Annotated in this window: 19 protein-coding genes; 5 read left to right on the top strand and 14 right to left on the bottom strand. The window is 73.7% G+C overall.

The window, feature by feature from the left end; translation table 11 throughout:
* Positions 1-37: 37 nt before the first annotated feature.
* The 3 genes from IE124_RS20875 to IE124_RS20865 all read right to left on the bottom strand — a co-directional run bounded on the left by IE124_RS20875 (position 38) and on the right by IE124_RS20865 (position 4223).
* Positions 38-709 carry a spermidine synthase family protein gene (locus IE124_RS20875; RefSeq protein WP_189509381.1) on the bottom strand — a complete coding sequence of 224 codons (672 nt, stop codon included), beginning with the start codon at positions 707-709 and terminating at the stop codon, positions 38-40.
* Between the two features lie 130 nt (positions 710-839).
* Positions 840-1907: a 5'/3'-nucleotidase SurE gene (surE, locus tag IE124_RS20870; protein ID WP_189509379.1), complete on the bottom strand. Its 1068-nt coding sequence runs from the start codon at positions 1905-1907 to the stop codon at positions 840-842.
* A 570-nt stretch (positions 1908-2477) separates the two neighbouring features.
* Positions 2478-4223 (bottom strand): glycoside hydrolase family 3 protein, encoded by a 1746-nt coding sequence (locus IE124_RS20865; RefSeq protein ID WP_189509376.1) that lies wholly within the window; start codon positions 4221-4223, stop codon positions 2478-2480.
* 172 nt (positions 4224-4395) lie between these two features.
* On the opposite strand from IE124_RS20865, the gene IE124_RS20860 reads away from it, so the two are divergent.
* A complete protein-coding gene (locus tag IE124_RS20860; protein WP_189509374.1) occupies positions 4396-5037 on the top strand; it encodes a TetR/AcrR family transcriptional regulator in 642 nt (213 codons plus the stop codon).
* Between the two features lie 23 nt (positions 5038-5060).
* Here the strand turns inward: IE124_RS20860 and IE124_RS20855 are convergent, their stop codons facing one another.
* Complete coding sequence (locus IE124_RS20855) at positions 5061-5702, bottom strand: DUF2867 domain-containing protein (RefSeq protein WP_189509517.1); 642 nt, start codon at positions 5700-5702, stop codon at positions 5061-5063.
* A gap of 134 nt (positions 5703-5836) precedes the next feature.
* On the opposite strand from IE124_RS20855, the gene IE124_RS20850 reads away from it, so the two are divergent.
* On the top strand, positions 5837-6397 hold the full coding sequence (locus IE124_RS20850; RefSeq protein ID WP_189509372.1) for a TetR/AcrR family transcriptional regulator: 561 nt from the start codon (positions 5837-5839) through the stop codon (positions 6395-6397).
* Between the two features lie 145 nt (positions 6398-6542).
* Here the strand turns inward: IE124_RS20850 and IE124_RS20845 are convergent, their stop codons facing one another.
* From IE124_RS20845 to IE124_RS20815, 7 genes are all read right to left on the bottom strand, one after another.
* Positions 6543-7157, bottom strand: coding sequence for a hypothetical protein (locus IE124_RS20845; protein WP_189509370.1), 615 nt, complete (start codon positions 7155-7157; stop codon positions 6543-6545).
* A complete protein-coding gene (locus IE124_RS20840) occupies positions 7154-8479 on the bottom strand; it encodes a hypothetical protein (protein WP_189509368.1) in 1326 nt (441 codons plus the stop codon). The genes IE124_RS20845 and IE124_RS20840 overlap by 4 nt, the downstream gene beginning before the upstream one ends.
* Before the next feature lie 109 nt (positions 8480-8588).
* Positions 8589-9404, bottom strand: coding sequence for an ABC transporter ATP-binding protein (locus IE124_RS20835; RefSeq protein WP_189509366.1), 816 nt, complete (start codon positions 9402-9404; stop codon positions 8589-8591).
* Complete coding sequence (locus IE124_RS20830; RefSeq protein WP_189509364.1) at positions 9401-10285, bottom strand: zf-HC2 domain-containing protein; 885 nt, start codon at positions 10283-10285, stop codon at positions 9401-9403. The genes IE124_RS20835 and IE124_RS20830 overlap by 4 nt, the downstream gene beginning before the upstream one ends.
* Complete coding sequence (locus tag IE124_RS20825) at positions 10282-10893, bottom strand: RNA polymerase sigma factor (protein WP_189509362.1); 612 nt, start codon at positions 10891-10893, stop codon at positions 10282-10284. Before IE124_RS20825 ends, IE124_RS20830 begins: the two co-directional genes overlap by 4 nt.
* A gap of 56 nt (positions 10894-10949) precedes the next feature.
* Positions 10950-11615, bottom strand: coding sequence for a hypothetical protein (locus IE124_RS20820; RefSeq protein ID WP_189509360.1), 666 nt, complete (start codon positions 11613-11615; stop codon positions 10950-10952).
* 44 nt (positions 11616-11659) lie between these two features.
* Positions 11660-12298, bottom strand: coding sequence for a GNAT family N-acetyltransferase (locus tag IE124_RS20815; RefSeq protein ID WP_189509358.1), 639 nt, complete (start codon positions 12296-12298; stop codon positions 11660-11662).
* 131 nt (positions 12299-12429) lie between these two features.
* On the opposite strand from IE124_RS20815, the gene lon reads away from it, so the two are divergent.
* Both lon and IE124_RS20805 read left to right on the top strand, forming a co-directional pair.
* Positions 12430-14841: an endopeptidase La gene (gene lon, locus IE124_RS20810; protein ID WP_189509356.1), complete on the top strand. Its 2412-nt coding sequence runs from the start codon at positions 12430-12432 to the stop codon at positions 14839-14841.
* Between the two features lie 111 nt (positions 14842-14952).
* Positions 14953-15561 carry a DUF4240 domain-containing protein gene (locus IE124_RS20805; protein WP_229832643.1) on the top strand — a complete coding sequence of 203 codons (609 nt, stop codon included), beginning with the start codon at positions 14953-14955 and terminating at the stop codon, positions 15559-15561.
* A gap of 127 nt (positions 15562-15688) precedes the next feature.
* Here the strand turns inward: IE124_RS20805 and IE124_RS20800 are convergent, their stop codons facing one another.
* Complete coding sequence (locus tag IE124_RS20800; protein ID WP_189509354.1) at positions 15689-16576, bottom strand: lytic polysaccharide monooxygenase auxiliary activity family 9 protein; 888 nt, start codon at positions 16574-16576, stop codon at positions 15689-15691.
* Between the two features lie 217 nt (positions 16577-16793).
* Positions 16794-17624, bottom strand: coding sequence for a lysozyme (locus IE124_RS20795; RefSeq protein WP_189509353.1), 831 nt, complete (start codon positions 17622-17624; stop codon positions 16794-16796).
* 216 nt (positions 17625-17840) lie between these two features.
* Between IE124_RS20795 and IE124_RS20790 the strand changes: the two genes are divergently transcribed.
* Positions 17841-18323, top strand: a complete 483-nt coding sequence (locus IE124_RS20790) for a MarR family winged helix-turn-helix transcriptional regulator (RefSeq protein ID WP_189509515.1) — start codon at positions 17841-17843, stop codon at positions 18321-18323.
* Positions 18324-18472: 149 nt separating this feature from the next.
* Here the strand turns inward: IE124_RS20790 and IE124_RS20785 are convergent, their stop codons facing one another.
* Positions 18473-19267: a protein phosphatase 2C domain-containing protein gene (locus tag IE124_RS20785; RefSeq protein ID WP_189509351.1), complete on the bottom strand. Its 795-nt coding sequence runs from the start codon at positions 19265-19267 to the stop codon at positions 18473-18475.
* Positions 19268-19302: the final 35 nt, after the last annotated feature.

The following is a 19302-nucleotide window of genomic DNA, read 5'->3' as shown; positions in this document are numbered from 1 at the left end:
GCCTAGAGGTACGGGTGGTGTCCCGGCTATCCAGGAGTTACCAGGGACGGATGCCGAGGTGGACCACGTCGGGGACGCCCCGGGCAACGGGGATCTCTTCGGTCCGTACCCCGCTGAATCCGGCATTCCGCAACGAGTCTTCGAAATCGGCCGAGGGCTGAGCGGACCAGACGGCGAGGACTCCGCCGGGGTTCAGCCGGGCCGCGCAGGCCGCCAACCCCTCGGCCGAGTACAGGGTTTCGTTGTCCTCGGTGACCGTCCAGTCCGGCCCGTTGTCGATGTCCAGGCAGAGGGCGTCGTACGTGTCGGAGGAGGTGCCGAGGTGGGTCACCAGGTCCGTGTGCAGGATCACGGTCCGCGGATCGGCCAGCGCGCGTCCGGAGACCGAGGCGAGCGGTCCCTCCCGGTGCCAGTCGATGATCGCGCCCTCACGCTCGGCGACGACGATCCGGCCCCAGCGCGGGTCGGCCGCCGCGTGGGCGAGGGAGAAGCCGACCCCGAGGCCGCCGACGAGGACGGCGGCGCCGGTGCGGGACTCCTCGGGCAGGGCGGCCAGGGCCGCGTCGACGAGGAGCCGCTCCGAGCGTCCGTCGGAGGTGTCCATGAGGAAGGTGCCGTTGGCGATGATCTCGAAGTGCTCGCCGCGGCGGCGCAGCACGACTTCTCCGTACGGCCCGTCTCGGCGGTCGAGTGTCACAGGACTGGTCAAGGTCGGTCACTCCGCTCTCGGCTCGGCAGTGGATGTCCCGGCCATCCTCGCGGGGCGGCGACGGTCGGGACAAACACTTAACGGAGCCGGGAGATCACGCGGAGCGGCGATGCGCGAGATGGCTTGTTCTTTACGGGTGCGGGGCCTCGTGCTTCACGAAGTGCTCGATCCGGTTCAGCTCGCGGCGGGCGTCGACCGGGGTTCCGTAGGTGCGGTCCCAGGTGATCGGGGCGATCGTGACGTGGCCCTTGTCGAGGAGCCAGGTGGAGTCGGCGTCCTTGCGGCCCTCGGCGCACTCGCCCTCGCCGCTGCCGTCCAGCGGGCAGAGGCCGAGCGCGATGTCGAAGGAGTCGCCGCTCCCGCGCTGTTCGAAGGCGTGGTAGACGATCGCCCCGTCGCCGACGCGGGTCCAGACCGGGGACTTGGCCGGAATACCCGTGCTGACGTCGGGGTAGTCGACCTTGAGAGCGAACTTCGAGGTCAGCAGCCCGCGCTGCTTGAGGCCGGCGACGAGGCGGGCGCCGAACTCGGCGTGGGCGCGGTAGTTGGCACGGGGGAAGAAGGTGTTGCTCTCGTCGCCGGAGGAGGAGAAGGCGAGGGCCGGGACCTCCTGGTCGACGGCGGCGACGGCTGCGCCGACGGTGCCGGAGTCGTTGACGCTGGCGGAGATGTTGGGGCCGGAGTTGATTCCGGTGAGGACGAGGTCGGGGGCCTCGGTCCAGCCGGCCTTGGCCTTGAGGCCGCCGCGCAGGGCGAGCTTGACGGTGTCGGCGGGGGTGGCGCTCGCGGAGTCCTTCGTGCAGGGGCCGTCGGAGAGGCAGACGCCGTAGACCGCGCCGCGGGCGGGGGCGCCCGCGCAGTCGTTCTCGTAGCCGGCGGGCAGGGCGGTACGGCGCTGGGCGGTGACGACGCCGCCGTTGGTGACGGCGGTGCCCTTGCCGGACTGGACCTGCCAGGGGGCCATCACGACGACGTCGGCGCCGGCGGCGCACATCGCGCGACGGAGCTCGTACAGGCCGAGGCCGTCGGAGTTGCTCGCCTTCGCGGCCTGCATCGAGTCGTCGTTGGAGATCAGGATCCGCATCCCCGCGAGCGGAAGGGAGGCGGAGGGGCCGCCGGGGGGCGCGGCGTAGGCCGTCACGCCGGCGGCGGCGAGGGCGACGGCTCCGGCGGCGGCGAGAGCGAGGGACTTGCGCATGGAGAACCTCTCAGGTGCATGACATGCGGGCAGGGGAGGGGAGGGGCTCCCGGGCTCGCCTTGGGGATCCCCCTGATGCGAAGCGGTAGGGGAAGGGCGGGCCCGGGAGGGCGTGCACCGTGGCCGGCCCTGGGGTCCCCGGCCCGAAGGGCCGGGGGGGAGGGCGGGCGCGGGGGAGTGCGATCCGGAGTCCGGCCCTGGGTGGTGGCCCGTGTACGAGGCACCGGGGGCGGGCCGGCTCGGGAGGGTGTGATCCGGGGCCGGCCCTGGTGGTGCCCTGCGTACGGGGCACCGGGGGCGGGCCGGCTCGGGAGGGTGTGATCCGGGGCCCGGCCCTGGGTGGTGCCCTGCGTACGAGGCGCCAGGGGACGGGCCGGCTCCGAGGGTTGTGATCCGGGGCCGGCCCTGGTGGTGCCCTGCGTACGGGGCACCGGGGGCGGGCCGGCTCAGGAGGGTGTGATCCGGGGCCCGGCCCCCCACGGGCAGGCCCCGGATCGGTCGCGGGGTCGTTCAGGTCCCCCGCGGTCCAGGGGTGTCCCGGCTCGGGGCCGGGGTTCGGGCCTCAGGCCCCTACAGGTCCAGGCCGTGGCCGTGGGGGAAGACCGGGTCCGCCGTGTCGTTCGGGACGTCCGGGCGGGCCGCCTCCACCGCAGCCATCGAGCGCGGCAGCTCGAAGGGGAGCCGCCCCTCGGCCTTCGCCCGCCCGAAGGCCACGTCGAGCAGGGCCTCGTCGCTCGCGCCGAAGTCGGCGATCAGCGCCGCCGCCCGCTCGGCGATCTCCGGCAGGACCGCCGGCCGCTCCAGGTTGACGCAGACGACCGTCGGCACCGTGGCGAGCAGGCCCAGGATCCGGGTCAGCTCGGGCTCGGCGAAGGCGAGCGAGCCGGAGTGGAAGAAGGACTCGAAGAGGTTCGGCCGCTCCTCGTAAGGGGTGCGCAGCCGCAGCACCGCGAGGTCCGCCGCGGCCGGGTCGGCGACGACCTCGCCATAGGCCGCAGCGGCCTCCGGGTCGACGTTCTCCACGTACAGCCTCGGCCGTCCCGTCAGGGGGAGCGGTCCGTCGGTGAGGACCGTGAGGGAGCGGCGCTGGGCGGCGGCGCCCGCGGCCGTGAAGTCGGCGCGGCCGACGGTCTCCGCGGCCTCGTCGGGGTCGACGTACCGGCGCTCGTCGAAGAGCCCGAGGAGGAACTTCTCGCGCAGCAGGCGGCGTACGGACGTGTCGACGCGGGCCTCGGAGATCCGGCCCGAGGCCATCAGCTCCACGATGACCTCGGGGCACTGCTCGCCGCCGAACTGGTCCACGCCCGCGTCGAGGGCCTTCGCCGTGCGCTCGGCCACGCTCAGGTGCTCGACGCCCCAGGCCCGCGCCTCGTGCGGCTCGCCGAAGATCGTCGAGTCCGTGAGCAGGCCCCAGTCGGTACAGACGATGCCGGCGAAGCCGAGCTCCTCGCGGAGGAGCCCCGTGATCACGCCCTTGTTGAAGCCGAAGCCGACCTCCTCCCAGTCGGTGCCGATCGGCTGGCCGTAGTACGGCATCATCTGCGAGCAGCCGGCCGCGATCGCGTGCCGGAACGGCTCCAGGTGGTGCTCGCGCATCCCGCCCGGGTAGACCTGCTCCTTGCCGTGCGGGAAGTGCGGGTCCTCGCCGTCCTTCTGCGGGCCGCCGCCGGGGAAGTGCTTGATCATCGCGGCCACCGAGTCCTTGCCGAGGCTCTCGCCCTGGAGCCCGCGGACGTAGGCCCGGACCAGCTCGCCCGTCAGCTTGGCGTCGGAGCCGAAGGTGCCGGACTGGCGGGACCAGCGCGGCTCGGTGGCGAGGTCGATCTGCGGGTGGAGCGCCGTACGGAAGCCGACGGAGAGGTACTCGCGGCGGACCGTGTCGGCGAAGGCGAGGACCAGCTCGGGGTCGCCGATGGCGGCGAGGCCGAGGGCCTCGGGCCAGGCGGAGAAGGCGCCGGCGTTGAAGGAGGCGCCGATGTTGTCGGTGAAGGCGTGGCGGGGGTCGGTGGAGAGGGAGACCGGGATGCCGAGGCGGGTGCCCGCGGCCATCTCCTGGATCGCGTTGTGCCAGAGGGCCATCTCGCGGGCGCCGTAGGTGCCGAGCAGGTTGAAGTGGGTGAGCCGCCGGTCCTCGATGAGGTCGGGGGTGTTGAGCGGCAGCGTCGAACCGTCCGTCTCGGTCACCGGGGTGCCGTCGGGGTTCATCATCAGCATCGAGTGGAAGAGCTGGCCTGCCTTCTCCTCCGGGGTCATCCGGGCGAGGAGGTCCTCGACGCGCTCGTCGACGGGACGGGTGGAGTCCTCGTAGGGGTGCATGGCGTACGTCCCTGCTTGCGTGACCGGATGGGCCGGATGGCCGAACGGCGTCAGGCTAGGTGCGAAAACCGAGTGACCACTAGGTTTCTGTCATGTGTCCTGGATCACAGAGGGGAGGGTCCTTTTGGGGCGGGGATCCGGCCCCGGAAAGACGCCCCCGTAGGGTGGGTCCATGCCGGAGAAGAAGGAACCGACGCCCCGCAGATCCGCGGGACGGGGCAGTTACGCGGTCGGTGACGCGCGCCGCCAGAAGATCCTGGACACCGCCGTCGACCACTTCGGGCGCTGGGGCTTCCACGCCTCCTCGCTCGCCCGGATCGCCAACGACTGCGGGATCACCCAGGGCGGACTGCTGCACCACTTCCGCAGCAAGGAGGACCTGCTCCTCTCGGTCCTCGGGCAGAGCGAACAGCACGACATCGAGCGGCTCTTCAGTGTCGAGCCCGAGTCGTACGCCGCCTACCTGGAGACCCTGGTCGCGCTGATCGAGGAGAACACCCGGCGCCCCGGCATCGTCCGGATGTACAACGTCCTGGTGGGCGAGTCCGGCAACATCGGCCACCCCGCCCACCAGTACTTCAAGGAGCGCTACGCGCGCGTGCTCCGGCACACGGTCGAACTCCTGGAGGAGGCCGTGCGGCGTGGCGAGCTGCGCACCGACATCGACTGCCGGGCCGTAGGGCAGGAGCACCTCGCCGTCATGGACGGGCTCCAGATCCAGTGGGCCCTCGACCCGGAGTCGCTGGACATGCCCGCGCGCGTCCGCTCCTTCCTGGAGCGGCGGTACGCGGAGATGGTGGCGCCGCGGGGGTGAACCCTCGCAGGGTCGCCGTTCGTTCAGCGCGTCACGGTCCCGGTCCCGGTCGCAGTCGCAGTCGCCGCTTCCGGCTTCCTGCTCGCTTCCCACTCCCGGCCGATCGCGTTCAGCAGCTTCGGGTACACGCCGAGGTACCGGAAGGGCTTGATCCCCAGCATGTAGACGGCGCCGAGCGGGCCGTTGGGCCTCACCAGGACGGCCATCCGGGCGCGGTGCCGGTCGGGCTCACCGGGGGTGGGGTCCGGGACCCAGCCGATGTGCATCGCCGCGTGGCAGGTCCGGTTGGCCGTCTCGGCCACCCACTCCTGGTGCGTCTGGTAGACGGACGTGAACGGCACCACCTGGAGGTCGGGGCCGCGCGTCCCCGTGCGCAGGTCCTCCGGCAGCCGGTCCCGGAGCGAGCCCACCCGTGTACGCAGGCCGGCGTCCGGCTTGTCCAGGCCGAGCAGGGCGCCCAGCTTCCAGCGGAGCGCGAAGAGCGTGCGGATCACGGGGGCGGAGAGGGCGGTCCCGTCGCCGTTCGCGAACTGCCGTACGAGTCGCTCGAGTTCGTCGGGGCCGCCCGTCACGGGCAGTGCCCACACGTCCTCGACGTGGAAGTCGTCCGCGAACTCGTGGATCCGCCAAGGGCGGGAGGTGTGCGCGGTGCGGGGAAGTCTCATGGTCATGCCCCTGTTCCTCCGTCGGTTCCTACGCCTGCCCGCACTTGTACGGTGGCGTATAGATCAAGCGTAGACCCGTCTGTACGGCACCGTATAGTCGGGTGGAAAAGCGGAGAGGTGAGGAGGGACACATCATGGGCGCGATCCGCACACCGCGCGGCCGGTGGATCGAGGAGGGCCTCCGCGCGCTCGCCGCGGGCGGCCCGGAGGCCGTACGCATCGAACCGCTGGCCCAGGCCCTGGGCGTCAGCAAGGGCGGCTTCTACGGGTACTTCACCAACCGCGACGCCCTGCTCGCCGAGATACTCGACACCTGGGAGCGCGAGGTCGCCGAGGCGGTGATCGAGCGGATCGAGGGCGGCGGGGGAGACGCCCGCACCAAGCTCGGGCGGCTCTTCGAGTTCGTCCAGAACGTCGCCGACGGGCCGGTGACCGGCCTCGCCGTCGACCTCGCCGTGCGGGACTGGGCCCGGCGCGACGAGACCGTCGCCGCACGGCTCCGCCGTACCGACAACCGGCGTATGGAGTACCTGCGTTCGCTCTTCCGGACCTTCTGCGCCGACGAGGACGAGGTCGAGATCCGCTGCCTGTTCGCCTTCTCGCTGCGCGTCGCCGACCACTTCATCGCGGTCGACCACGGCGGGCGCACCCCCGCCGAGATGAACGCGCTGACCAAGGACTGGCTGCTCAGATAGGCAAGCCTTGTCGTGGGCTCGGGTCTCGGCGGAGGGGCTGGTCGGCGGCCTCCGTCTCGGTGGCGGCGCCGGTCGTGGGGCTCAGGCCCCGGCTGAGGTGCCGGCCGGGAGGTTCAAGCCTCTGCGGAGTCGCCGGTCCGGCGGTTCAGGCCTCGCCCGTCGTGCGCCGGGCGCCTCGCCACGCGTACAGCGTCGTGCCCGCCGCGAAGGAGGCGGCGGCGACCGCCCATGCCTCGCCCTCCGGGCCCGGGCGCATCACCCAGGCCCACCAGCCCGCGCCGCCGTCCGCCCCGGCCGGAGCCGCCAGATAGACCACGCCGGCGTAGAAGGTCGGCGGCAGCCAGCTCAGCCGGGCGCCGACGAGGGCGGCGGCGCCCGCCGCCATCCCCATCAGGCCCAGCGTGTTGCGTACGGCGGCGGGCGCGCCGAACTCCTCGGCGTGCCCCGGCAGGGCGAGGGCGAGCAGCGCCACGGCGAGCGCGGTCGGGACGAGGACGTGCACGAGACGGCGGGGCCACCAGGCCCGTACCGCCGTACGGTCCAGCTCGTCGCTCGGCGTGTGCAGGCTCGTCCCGATCACGCCGGCCGCGAGCAGCGGCCCGAGCACCACCACCGGTAGCCGCGCCGTGTGGTCGAAGTTCGGCAGCGACACCATCCACCGGGCCGCCCAGGCGGCGGCCCCCGCCATGCCGAGCAGCGCGGCCAGCGCGCCGGGCAGGCCGCGGGAGCGCAGGTAGAGGGCCTGCGGAGGGAGTCTCACGGGATCGGCACCTCGTCCGGTCGGCAGGTGTTCGCGGCCAGGTAGCGGGTCAGGTAGTCGCGCTGCTCGGCCGGGGACCTGGCGTCCAGCCGGTCGATGTACTGCTGGGCGCCGGTGGTGTCGGGGCCGTAGTCGTCCGGGGTCGGCGCCAGCCACTCCTGTACGGCGAGATTGACGATGCTCGCCCGCTCGGCGTCGGGGCCGGTGCCGTCGCCGGGCCGGCAGGTGTCCGAGAACAGCCAGGCGACGGCCGAGCTGAGGTACAGGTCGGGGCGCGCGAGCCGGTCGCGCACCGAGTCCCGCCGGGCGTCCGGCAGTTCGACGTCGCCGGGGAGCGCGGGTCCGCCCGGGCCGCTCACCCAGCGGACCGGGGCGCCGGGCACCCCCTTGAGGCGGGCGCTCAGCGGGGCCAGCGCCGCCGACACGTCGGGCAGCAGCCCTTCGTCCACCGCCGTCACGCAGACCTGCGGCGTGCCGTCGTCGCAGACCTGCCGGGACAGGGCGGGATCCGGGCGCCACGGTCCTTCGTCCTGCGGCAGCCGCAGGATCAGGCCGGCGGCGGCGACCGCGACGGCCAGCGGGACCAGGGCGAGCACCCGTAGGCGGGCCGGACGCAGCCCGTACGCGAGGAGCGCGGCGAGCGCGAGCCCCGCCGTCCACGCCATCGACACCGGGCCGAACCACCACACCGGACCGTCCCAGAAGAACTGGTGCTCGCCCGCAGGGCCGAGCCAGCGCGCGGGGCCCTCCGTGTAGGCGCCGAGCCCGAGCGCGACGTACCCGACGATCCCCAGCAGCGGGGCCGTCAGCCGCCACCGGACGACCCGCCCGACGAGGTGGCCGAGCGCGCCGAGGGCGGCGACGGCGACCGCGTCGGCGGCGAGGAGTTCGAGGAAGGGGCGCCCCGCGGAGACGTACGGCCAGGTCGCGAGCAGACAGACGGCGTCGGCGAGCAGCAGCCCGGCGGCGGGCCAGAGCGCGGAGGGGGCCACGGAGACCAGGAGGCGGCGCAGCGGGGAGCGCGGGACGGACTCCCACAGCTCCGTCGTCCGCCGCCTTCGGTCCCGGCCGCCCTGCCAGCAGCCCGCCGCGAGCGCGAGGGGACCGCAGAGCAGTCCGGCGGAGACGTGCAGCAGGTTCGTCACGTCGGCCCAACGGCCCTGCCATTCGGGCGCCTTGCCGTACATCGTCACCAGGACGGTGAGCGCGACGGCGGCACCGGACCACGGCCCGAGGCCACGTCGCAGCTCGGTGCGGAGCGGGGCGGGCGGGCGTACCGGAGCCGGCTTCTCCGTACGGGGCGGGCTGAGGGTCGTCGTCATCGGAGCGACTCCTTCGGGAGGGCTCGGGCGGGCGCCGTCGCCGCGGGTGGGGGTGTCGTCATCGCAGCCGGTTCAGGCGCAGGGCGCGCGGAGACGGGTGCCGGTGCCGTCATCGCTGCGACTCCTTCACGCGCCGCCCGGCGGGGCCTCCGGTGCGGCGGTCGCGGTGGGCGCGCAGGGCCGCCGTGTAGCCGCGCTCGATCGCGTTCGTCGTCGAGTCGTCCGAATCCGCCGACTCGCCGCCGAGCGCGGCGAGTTCGGCGGTGGTGCCGCGGAAGGCGAGCACTCCCGACTCGATCAGGGCGACATCGGTGCAGGCCGCTGCGACGTCCTCCACCAGGTGCGTGGAGACCACGACCGTCGCCTCCGTGCCGAGCTCCCGCAGCAGCGCCCGGAAGTCGACCCGTTGCTCCGGGTCGAGGCCGGCCGTCGGCTCGTCGAGCAGCAGCAGCTCCGGTTCGTTCACGATCGCCTGGGCGATGCCCGCCCGCCGGACCATGCCGCCCGAGAGGGTCTTCATCCGCGCGTCGATCCGGTCGGTGAGCCCGACGCGCTCGACGGCCCGCTCCACGGCCGCTCCGGCACGGTCCGCCGGCACCTCCTTCAGCCAGGCGACGTACGCCACGAACTCGCGGACCGTGAAGGCCGGGTAGTAGCCGAACTCCTGCGGCAGATAGCCGAGCCGGCGCCGGATCCCGGTGCGCTCGCCGTGGCTGCCGACGTCCCCGCCGAGCAGCTCCACCCGCCCGGAGGCGGGTGCGGCGACGGTCGCGAGGACCCGGATGAGCGAGGTCTTCCCGGCGCCGTTCGGGCCGAGCAGGCCGTGGATGCCGGGGGAGAGGGACAGGTCGAGCGCGTCGAGGGCGACGGTGCGGCGGTGCCGGACGGTCAGTCCGGTCACCGCGACTGTGGCGGGCTGGTTCACCGGGTCTCCAGGTGGTCGAAGGAACGGCGCCGCAGCACGAGCAGGGCGGCGCAGGCCAGCGCGGCGGCAGCCCAGCTCCCTTGCGCGACGAGGCCGGAGAAGTAGCGGGTCAGGACGGCCGCGCCGCCCGTGCCGGCCCCCGGCTGCCCGAGGAGAGGGCCCGTCACGGCGAGCAGCCACCCGCCGGCGAGGGTCGCGGCCGCCGCCCGGCAGCCGACGAAGGAGCCGAGCGCGAGGGTCGCCAGGGTCAGCGCGAGCCCCGGCAGCAGCCAGGCGGCCGCCCCCGGGAAGCCGGCCACCGGCGGCAGCAGCGCCCCGCCCGCGGTCAGCAGCGGTACGCAGACGGCGAGCACGGCGGCGGTGCGGGTGAGGAGCAGCCGCAGCCCGCCGGAGGGGGTGGCGGCGGTGATCTCGTACAGCGGGTCGGCGTGGCGTCCGTACGAGACGGCGACCCCGCCGAGCGGGAGGACCGGGGAGGCGGCGAGCAGCCAGCTCCGCGCGCCCTGGAACCCGGCGCCGTAGGCCAGGGCGAAGGCGCCGCCCAGGACGAGCGCCACGGCCACGACCCAGGAACCGCGCAGGGCGGGCCCGGCGGCCCACCAGATCCGCGCGCCCCGCCCGAGAGGATGCCGGGCGGGCGCGGGCGCGGCCGCCGGTGCCGGCCGGTGTCCCACGGACGCCAGGAGCTCCGCCCGAACGGCGGCCAGGGCCGGGCCCGCCGCTCCCGCGCGGACGGCGGCCGAGACGCGCCCCGCACAGGGGGAGCAGGACTCGACGTGCTTCTCCAGCGACCAGGCGTCCGTCTCGGCCGCGGCACCCTCCGCGTAGCGGAGCGCCAGCGCGTCGGTGACGTGCCAGGGGGGTGGCGTGGGGGACGTCATGCGGTGCCTCCCAGGGGGTACGGGCCGCCGGCGCCGAGGGCGGCGCGCAGTTCGCGGCGGGCGCGCAGGGCGCGGGTCTTGACGGTGCCTTCGGGTATGCCGAGCAGCCGGGCGGTCTCGCGGGTCGTCAGGCCGTCGACGACGGTCGCCCGCAGGACCTCGGCGAGTTCGGGCGAGATCCGGTCGAGGGCGGCGCCCACCTCGCCGTACTCCAGGCCCGCGAGCACCCGTTCCTCGGCGGAGGGCGCGGGGGCGGGCGGTTCGGTGGGCACGGCGGCGCGGTCGGCGCGGGCGTGGACCCGCTGGGCGTCCACCAGCCGTCGGGCGGCGATCACCCACAGCCAGCCGCCGGCCTCGCCCCGCCCCCGGTGGGAGCCGGCCGAGCGCCAGACCGTGACGAAGGTGTCCTGGAGGACCTCCCGCACGGTCTCCTCGTCCGGGCAGCGCCGGGCCAGCCGGGCGTGCAGCCAGCCGGCGTGCCGGTCGTAGAGGACGCCGAGCGCCTCGGAGTCCCCCCGGGCGACCGCGCGCAGCAGCGCCGCGTCGTCCTCTCCCCCGCCCTCGTCTCCCCCTGTGGGGCCTGCCCCTGAGGGGCGCAACAGTCTCACGCCCTCTCTATCGCGCCCGGACCCCGGTTCGGTTCACGGCGGTCCGGAGCCCCGGCTCAGGGGCTCGTCGGCGGGCCGCCTTCCGGCAGGGCCGTGAAGACGCGCTGGAGGGCCGCCGGCCGCTCGCCGTCGCCCGAGACGACGAGGCGGTGGCGGTAGGTGACGAAGTACTGGAACCCGTCGGCGATCGGGCTCCCGGTGGGCCGGTCCGGGACGCGCGCGTAGGCCGGGTCCTCCAGGGCGGCCCGCAGCTCGGCGGCCTCGGCGGGCGTCTGCTGCCCGGTGCGGGGCGGCTTGGTGCCGGAGCGGCTGGTCCAGCTGCCGTCGTAGTGGACGACGAGCTTGTTGCGGACCCCGGCGAGGCCGCCGTTGACGACCACCTCGACGAGGACCTCGCCGGGCTGGGGCTCGTCGGTGGGAGCGGTCGCGGTCGCGGTCGCACTGGCACTCGTACTCGTGGACGGGGCCGCGGTCGTGCTCGTCCGCGGGCTCGGGGCCGCGGTGGTGCTCGTCCCCGCGGTCGCGTCGGGCGTACGGGTCGGCTCCCCGCTGTCGCCCGGCGCGCTCGGCGCACTCGGAGCCGGGGGTACGGACATGCCCGACGCCGGTCCCCCCGGCGCGGGCGGCGTCTCGGGCCCGCACGCGCTCGTGCCGCCGGCCAGGACCGCCGCCAGCAGCAGGGCCCCGCACCACTTCCCCCGTACGCCTCGGCCTCGCACCATGGGTCGAGCATGCCCCGTGGGGGGTGCCCCGCGCAGCCGGACGGTCAGGTTCCCGACCGGACGATCCCGGTGAGGGGCCCGCGGTAGCGCCAGTCGAGGGAGTCGTACAGCGCGAGGCCGTCCGTGGTCGCCGACAGCACGCCGGTCTCGGCGCCGGCCTGCGCGGCGGCCGCCTCCAGGGTCCGCATGACGTTCGCGCCGAGACCGCGCCGCCGGTGCGCGGGGTCCGTCTCGATCTGGTCGGCGACGGCGGTGGAGCCGGTCGGGGCGATCTGGCCGCGCGCGGCGAGGGTGCCGTCCGGGGCGAGGACGCGGACCCGGATGACCCCGTCCCGGACCTCGGTGGTCCGCGCGTACCCCTCGGGTGGCGCGGGGCGCGCGCCGGGGTCCAGCGGCTTGACCATCATGAAGCCCGGGTCGTCGGGGATCGTCCACCCCTCGGTGATCCAGGGCGCCACGTCCTCCGGCGTCGCCATCACCTTGAGCCAGCTGTACGGCTCGGTGAGCCGCTCGCAGAGCGCGCCGACGGAGTCCTCGTCGGGGGCGGGCAGCACGTGTCGGACGACGTGCCCGGGCAGGCCGACGTCGATCCGGTAGCCCCAGGGCTCGACGACCGCGGACGGGGTCCCCCGGGAGACGGTCCAGCCGGCCACCCACACAGAGGTAATAGCTGCGATATCCATAGAGGTATTACACCGGCAGCTCGCGGCCCCGCGAAAGAGTGATCGCTCAGAGCGAACTGCGGCCGGGGAACATTCCTGGGCTCATGTGCATTGAGTCCGTACAGCTCAACTTGACTGCCGAAGGGGAGATCATGGCTTCTGCGTCCAAGGCGTCCGCGCCGCTCACTCTGCCTGTGCTGCCGCTCGACGACGAGGTCGTGCTGCCCGGCATGGTGGTGCCGCTGGACCTCTCCGACAACGACGTACGGGCCGCCGTCGAGGCCGCCCAGGCCGCCGCCCGCCCGGGCGGCGGCAAGCCGAAGGTGCTGCTCGTGCCCCGCGTCGACGGGACCTACGCCGGGACCGGTGTCCTCGGCACCGTCGAGCAGGTCGGACGGCTGTCCGACGGCGACCCCGGCGCGCTGATCCGCGGCCTCGGCCGCGTCCGCATCGGCGCCGGTACGACCGGACCCGGCGGGGCCCTGTGGGTCGAGGGCAGCACCGTCGAGGAGACCCTGCCCGACCCGCTGCCCGGCTCCGTCGGCGAGCTGGTCAGGGAGTACAAGGCACTCGCCACCAGCTGGCTCAAGAAGCGCGGCGCCTGGCAGGTCGTCGACCGCGTCCAGCAGATCGACGGCGTCGGCGCCCTCGCCGACAACTCCGGCTACTCGCCCTTCCTCACCGTCGAGCAGAAGGTCGAACTCCTGGAGACCGCCGACCCGGTCGCCCGCCTCCGGCTCGCCACCGCCCAGCTCCGCGAGCACCTCGCCGAGCAGGACGTCGCCGAGACCATCGCCAAGGACGTCCAGGAGGGCGTCGACAAGCAGCAGCGCGAGTTCCTGCTCCGCCGCCAGCTCGAAGCCGTCCGCAAGGAGCTCCGCGACCTCAACGGCGAGGCGGAGGGTGACGAGTCCGACGACTACCGCGCCCGCGTCGAGGCCGCCGACCTGCCCGAGAAGGTCCGCGAGGCGGCCCTCAAGGAGGTCGAGAAGCTGGAGCGGTCCAGCGACCAGTCCCCGGAGGGCTCCTGGATCCGCACCTGGCTCGACACCGTCCTCGAACTGCCCTGGAACGAGCGCACCGAGGACCAGTACGACATCCCGGGCGCCCAGGCGGTCCTCGACGCCGAGCACGCCGGCCTGGAGGACGTGAAGGAGCGCATCACCGAGTACCTCGCCGTGCGCAAGCGGCGGGCCGAGCGCGGCCTCGGCGTCGTCGGCGGCCGCCGCGGCGGAGCCGTCCTCGCCCTCGTCGGCCCGCCCGGCGTCGGCAAGACCTCGCTCGGCGAGTCCGTCGCCCACGCGATGGGCCGGAAGTTCGTCCGCGTCGCCCTCGGCGGCGTCCGCGACGAGGCCGAGATCCGCGGTCACCGGCGTACCTACGTCGGCGCCCTGCCCGGCCGGATCGTCCGCGCCATCAAGGAGGCCGGGTCCATGAACCCGGTGGTCCTGCTCGACGAGATCGACAAGGTCGGCTCCGACTTCCGGGGCGACCCGGCCGCGGCCCTCCTCGAAGTCCTCGACCCCGCGCAGAACCACACCTTCCGCGACCACTACCTGGAGGTCGAACTCGACCTCTCGGACGTCGTCTTCCTCGCCACGGCCAACGTCCTCGAAGCCATCCCGGAGGCGCTCCTCGACCGCATGGAGCTGGTCAGGCTCGACGGGTACACCGAGGACGAGAAGGTCGTCATCGCCCGCGACCACCTCCTCCCGCGCCAGCTGGAGCGGGCCGGCCTGGAGCCCGGCGAGGTCGTCCTGGAGGACGCCTCCCTGCGGAAGCTCGCCGGCGAGTACACCCGCGAGGCCGGCGTCCGCACCCTGGAGCGCGCCATCGCCCGGCTGCTCCGGAAGGTCACGGCGCAGCACGAACTGGGCGGCCGCGAGCTGCCGTTCACGGTCACCCCGGAGGACCTGCGGGACCTCATCGGCCGCCCGCACCACGTGCCCGAGTCGGCGCAGGACCCGGCCGAGCGGCGCACGGCCGTGCCGGGCGTCGCCACCGGACTCGCGGTGACCGGCGCGGGCGGAGACGTCCTCTTCGTGGAGGCCTCCCTCGCCGACCCGGAGACCGGCGCCGCCGGGCTCACCCTCACCGGCCAACTGGGCGACGTGATGAAGGAGTCCGCGCAGATCGCGCTCTCCTTCCTCCGCTCGCACGGCGCCGAGCTGGAGCTGCCCGTCACCGGGCTCAAGGACCGGGGTGTCCACATCCACTTCCCGGCCGGGGCCGTCCCCAAGGACGGGCCGAGCGCGGGCATCACGATGACGACCGCCCTCGCGTCCCTCCTGAGCGGCCGCCAGGTCCGTACGGACGTGGCCATGACCGGCGAGGTCTCCCTCACCGGCCGGGTCCTTCCGATCGGAGGCGTGAAGCAGAAGCTGCTCGCCGCGCACCGGGCGGGCATCACGACGGTCGTGATCCCCAAGCGGAACGAGGCCGACCTGGACGACGTCCCGGCCGAGATCCTGGAGAAGCTGGAGGTCCACCCGGTGACAGACGTCCGGCAGGTCCTGGAGATCGCGCTCGCCCCGGCGGCGGTGCCGGTGGCCGTCGCCGCGTAACCGGGCCGAACTCCCTTGCGATGAGCGGGGTGTCCCCCTCGGGGGCACCCCGCTCCGGCCTTCCCTCATATCCGTGTCCGGATGTCAGTCGGGGCTGGCATCCTCGTACGCATGAACGAAGACGCCTTCTGGGCTCTCATCGAGGAGTTGAGCCGCCGCCCGGGTGACCGGGACGAGCGGCTGGAGTGGCTGCGGGCGGAGCTGGTGCGGCGTCCGGAGGCCGAGAGCGTGGCGTTCCAGGTGCGCCTGGAGAAGGTCTGCGAGAGAGCCGACACCCGCGCGGTCTGGACCGCGGCGAACCGCGTGGAGGGCGGCGACTGCACGGAGGACGGCTTCCACTACTTCACGCTCTGGCTGGTCGGCCAAGGGCGGAAGGTGTACGAGTCGGTCGTCGCTGACCCGGACGCGCTGGCCGACGTGCCCGGGATCAGGGCCCTCGTGGGCCGCGACCGGGACGAGTGGGACGACGACGAGTGGCCCGAGTGGGAGGAGCTCGACTACGTCGCCCAGGACGCGTACGACGAGCTGACCGGCCAGGAGGACGACGAGGGGGACGAGTTCCTCGACGCGGTCGAGGAGGCGGAGGACGCGGAAGCGGCCGAGGAGGGGGACCTCGCGGAGGAAGAGGAAGAGGACGGCGAACCCCGGGGGGTCCGGCCGGAGGGGGTGGCCATACCCCGGCTCGCCGCCCTCTTCCCGCTCGGGTCGTCCGGCTCCTGAGTCCTGTCCGGCGGATCACGGCGGGGGCCACGATCCGCCGGACAGTCCTGGGCTCCGGACGGTCCTCGGGGCGGACCGGCCCGGCGGACGGTCCTGGGCGCCGGACAGACCTAGGCGCCGGACAGGCCTAGGCGGCGGACGAGTTCCGGCGGCGGCCCAGGAGCAGGGTGCCTCCGGCGAAGGCGGCGAGGGCGCCCGCGCCCGCGAGTGCCAGGGGGAGCGGCGAGGAGGGGGCGCCGGTGGCCTCGGCGGAGAGCGCCGGGGCCTGCTCGTCGCCGCCGTGGCCGGCGTGGCTGACGGTGGACAGGTCGGCGCCAGCCTCGATCTTCGCCTCGGTCGGGGCCTGGGCCTTGAGCTGGGTCGACGACGCCGCCGCCGTACCGCCGAAGGTGACGTCCGAGCAGCTGTAGAAGGCCTCGGGGCTGTCGTTGCGCTGCCACACCTTGTAGACGATGTGGCGGCCGGTGCGGGCCGGCAGGTTGCCAGTGAAGTTGTAGTAGCCGTCCGTGGCCGTGCGGGTGGTGTTGTGGACGGCGACCGGGGTCGCGTCCAGGTCCGACCACTTCAGGGGCTGCGTCGGGTCGAAGCCCGCCTTGGTGATGTAGACCGTCATCGTGCCCGAGTGGGCCGCCGTCGCCCGCACCTTGAAGTCGAAGGAGCCCGCCGCGACCGGCGTCGCCGGCCAGTCGGTGCGCGCCCAGTCCAGCGCCCGGTACTTGGCGCGGTTCGCCGAGCAGAGCTTGCCGTCCGGGATGAGGGCCTGGTGCTGCCCGTCGGCGTTGGCGATGTTGACCTCGTTCCAGTCGTAGAGCGGCTGGGTGCCGGAGTCGGCGACGAGGTCCTTGCACACCTGCGACTTGGGCGTCTCGGGGCCTTCGGCGTAACAGGCCGCCACCCGGCTCACGGGGTTGAAGACGGCGCCGTGGGCACCGGCCGTGGCGGGCGTGAGGCCGACGAGTGCGGCGGCGGACAGGGCGGAGGCGGCGACGGCGGAGGTGCGGCGGTACGAGGGCATGCGGGGGCTCTCTCTCGTGCGTGGGGGAGTACGGAACGAGCAACGCGCGCTGGGTGCAAGGAAGTTGAATTCCGTGCGACCGCCGTAGAGCCTCGCATTGGTCCATACCAATGAGCAAGGGGCCGGGCGGAAAAAGCCGCAGCGGCCCCCCGGGGTGCCGCACACCCGGAGGGCCGCCGTCGCCGCGCCGGGCGAGGAGAGAAGGGGGAGTGCCAGGTCAGCCGTTGGCGAGCGCCTGGACGCGCGAGTAGTCGCCGTTGAAGTGGTTGTGGTCGCCGACCGTCGGGCCGGTGGAGGTGTACTGCCACATCGTGTAGTACTGCCAGCCGGCCGGGAGTTCGCCCACGGTCGAGGCGTACCGCGCGATCCACAGCGGGTTCGTCGTCGCGAAGCCGGAGTAGTTGCCCGTGCACTGGGTCCACCAGCTCGTCGCCGTGTAGATGACCGCGTCGCGCCCGGTCCGGTACTTGTACCGGTTCAGGAAGTCGCGGATCCAGGTCACCATCCCGGACTGGGTCTTGCCGTAGCAGGTCGCGCCGTACGGGTTCCACTCGATGTCGAGGACGCCCGGCAGTGTCTTGCCGTCCTTCGACCAGCCGCCGCCGTTGTTGACGAAGTAGTCGGCCTGGGCGGCTCCGGTCGTCGTGTCCGGGGTGGCGAAGTGGTACGTGCCCCGGATCATGCCGATGTCGTACGAGCCGTTGTACTGCTGCGTGAAGTAGGTGTTCTTGTAGTACGTGCCTTCCGTCGCCTTGACGTAGGCCCACCTGACCCCGCTGTTCCACAGCGTGGACCAGGCGACGTTCCCCTGGTGCGAGGAGACGTCCACGCCTTCCGTCTGGACGGCCTGGGTCGAGATCCCGCCGGGCTTGCCGTCGCGGCCGTCGTGCTTCAGGACGCCCATGCCCATGGAGGCGGTGCCGCGCGCGGGCACCTGCCGGGCGCCCGGGTCCTGGGCGGCGCCGGCGGACCCGGCGAGGGGGAGGGGGAGGGCCAGGGCCGCGAGGGCGGCGCCGGCGAGGGTCGTTCCGGATCTGTGCACACGCATGCGTGCCTCCGAAAGGCGGTGGGGGACCTGTCGACATGTCTGGTGTGAACATGTCATGCATGACGCTACGCACGTAGACCCGTCCGGCGGAAGGGGGGCCGGATACCGCCGTTGGTCTACGCCTGCGAAATACTGAAGGAGCTGCGGCGATGGCCGTGGAGGGAAGAAACTTTCAGCGGCCGGGAAGTCGTCGGAGAAAGCGTGGGAGGTGCTGACGTGCACGGAAGCGGTACGGGAAGTGAAGGCCGGGCCGTCACGCCCCCCGGGGTGGACCCGGAATTCCTCGCTCTCGAACGGGAACTGGCGGTCTTCCTGCGCCGTGCCCGCGCCCAGTCCGGCGAGATGGCCCGCGAGGTGCACCCCGAGCTGGAGCCGGCCGCCTACGGGCTCTTCGTCCGCCTCGACGACGCCGGCCCCCAGCGCGCCACCGAACTCGCCGGGTACTTCGGCGTCGGCAAGGCGACCATGAGCCGCCAGCTGCGGGCACTCGAAATGCTCGGGCTCGTCGTCCGCGACCCCGACCCCGCCGACGGGCGCGCCTCGCTGGTGCGGCTCACGGAAGAGGGCCGGGACCGCTTCCGGCACGTCCGGGACGCCCGCCGTGAGCGGTACGTCCGCAAGCTCGTCGACTGGGACCGCGCCGAGGTGGCCGAACTGGCGAGGCTGCTCCACCACTTCAACGTCCGCTCCGAGGGCTGACGCGGGGCCCGGAGGGGCGGGCTTGAGCGACGGTGCGCACGTGAGGCCTCAGGCTTGGACCTCGGCCATGGGCCTCAGGCTTGGACCTCGGCCATGGGCCTCACGGTTGGACCTCGGCCATGGGCCTCAGGTGAGGGCAGGGAACGGCTTCACGCGAGGGCGCGCAGTTCCGCGTACACCGCCGTCGCGTCGTCGTGCCTCTTCCAGCGGCGCCGGCCACCCGCCTCCGCGTCCGCCGTCTCCAGCGCCCGCACCCGCCGGAGCAGCCCCGACGGGCCCTCCGCGCGCAGGACGCCGAAGCACTCCGTCCAGTCGCCCGCGCCGAACAGCTCCACCCAGCGGCTCGCCCCGTCCGTGAGCGCAGCCAGGGCCCGTACCTCCGCGCGCGGCGTCGTCCCCGTCACGGCCAGCCCGGCGACCGACGGGTCGGCCGCCGCCGTGAAGAAGCCGCCCTCCCGGTTCCGCAGCCGGTCCGTCGCCTCCAGGGAGCGCAGGACCTCGTCCGGGATCCGGTCGAGCCGGTCGTCGAGCACCACACGGACCGAGCCGTCCGGTGCCTCCAGGAGGAGGGCGGAGTCGGAGAGGACGAGATGTTCGACCGAGGCCTCGTCCCAGCGCGCGAGGACCACCGTCGCCTGGGGCGTACGCACGTGAGAAAGGTCACAGGTGCCGTGATGGGCTTCCGCGGTGCGCCGGATTGCCGCGGACAGGATCTCCGGCAAGGGCATGTCCGGGCGAGAAGCGGACAGTTCGGTCAAAGCCCCGCCGAGGCGAGCGGTGAACCACGGCACGGTGTGCACACAACCGTCATCACCGGCCGGTGGTGTGACGCCGTCGAGGAGGACGACCGTCCCCCCGCCGCCCGAGGCGGGCAGAGCTGCGGCTGCCCAGTCCTCGTTGGGGCGTTCGGGGCTGCCGGGGAGGGTGGCGACGTCGCTGCGCATGACGACCAGTGTGCCCGCCCCGCCACACTCCTTCA

Source organism: Streptomyces narbonensis, from assembly GCF_014649015.1.
In the GTDB taxonomy this organism is placed as follows: Bacteria; Actinomycetota; Actinomycetes; order Streptomycetales; family Streptomycetaceae; genus Streptomyces; species Streptomyces narbonensis.
Note: the sequence above shows the minus strand (reverse complement) of the source record. Positions and strands in the feature narration are given on the sequence as shown.